The following is a 1159-nucleotide window of genomic DNA, read 5'->3' on the forward strand; positions in this document are numbered from 1 at the left end:
TTAGACCATGATGTAGGAGCGTCGATTTAAGGAAGCATCATGGGATATCGGGTTGTCACGTCAGAGGAAAAAACAGAAGCCATTCGCTTGGTCGTGGAGATGAATTACTCGATCCCTAAAGCCTGTGAAGCTACTGGTGTGGGCCCTACGGCCCTGCGTCGCTGGGTTTCGCGCTGGCGTCGAGAGCAAGAAGGTATGTCGCAGCCACCGCGATTGCAGGATCAGGAACTGATCGAATCGCTCCAGGCAAAGCTGGCACTGCTCGAAGCCGAGAACCAAGTGCTAAAAAAGCAATTGCCCTCTCATCTAAAGGTTCTGTTCGGTCGAACCAAGTGATTGATGGCGTTCGAGGTGCAATGTCGATTCGGCGCATGTGCTCAGTGCTTGGCGTTGCCCGAAGCAGCTATTACACCAAGCGTAAACCCAAGCGCCTGAAGCCTGAACAGCGCTTGCTGAGGCGTAAACTTCGTGCGTTGCATAAAGAGCATCGTGAGGCGTTAGGTACTCGTGGGTTTTCCAGGGAGCTAAGAAAAGAGGGGATTTTTATTGGGCGCTGTCGAATGCGCACGCTGATCAACACCTTTGGCCTACATCGACGCAGACCGTGTTATGCCCACTATCGACGTGCTACGAAACCAGCGATTGTTGCACCGAACATACTTGATCGTCGTTTTAATCCGACCCAGCCAGACACACTTTGGGCCGGTGACATTACCTACATCCGAGTCGGTAATAGCTGGCTTTATCTCGCGGTGGTGATGGATCTGTTTTCACGCAGAATTGTGGGTTGGGCCTGTTCCCGAACTGCCGATGCTGAACTCTCTGCAAGGGCGCTAAGGTTGGCAGTGTCACTACGCCGTCCGATGCCTGAGCTGCTATTTCACTCAGACCAGGGCTGCCAGTACACCGCTGGTCGATTTGCTGGCTGCTTGGCAGAAAACCGGATCGTTCAGAGCATGAGTCGGCGAGGGAACTGCTGGGATAACGCAGTTGTTGAGCGCTATTTCAGGACTTTGAAACACGATTGGATGCCGGAAAACGGCTACCAAAACCATTTCGAAGCGGAGAAGGATGTGATGGATTTTGTTCATCATTACAACCATCGTCGTTGCCACTCTGCCTCGAACCACTTGCCGCCTGCGCTGTTTGAGCAGCAGGC

At 53.0% G+C, this 1159-nt stretch carries 2 protein-coding genes; both read left to right on the forward strand.

Going from position 1 to position 1159, the window contains the following annotated elements:
• The first annotated feature begins 39 nt into the window (after window positions 1–39).
• Window positions 40–336 (forward strand): transposase, encoded by a 297-nt coding sequence (locus tag M0814_RS28925; protein ID WP_103486676.1) that lies wholly within the window; start codon window positions 40–42, stop codon window positions 334–336.
• Between the two features lie 20 nt (window positions 337–356).
• A partial coding sequence (locus tag M0814_RS28930) for an IS3 family transposase (protein WP_146774734.1) occupies window positions 357–1159 on the forward strand: 803 nt, incomplete at its 3' end.

Origin of the sequence: Pseudomonas sp. MWU12-2020 (assembly GCF_023100605.1) — a bacterium.
Taxonomy (GTDB): Bacteria; Pseudomonadota; Gammaproteobacteria; order Pseudomonadales; family Pseudomonadaceae; genus Aquipseudomonas; species Aquipseudomonas fluorescens_H.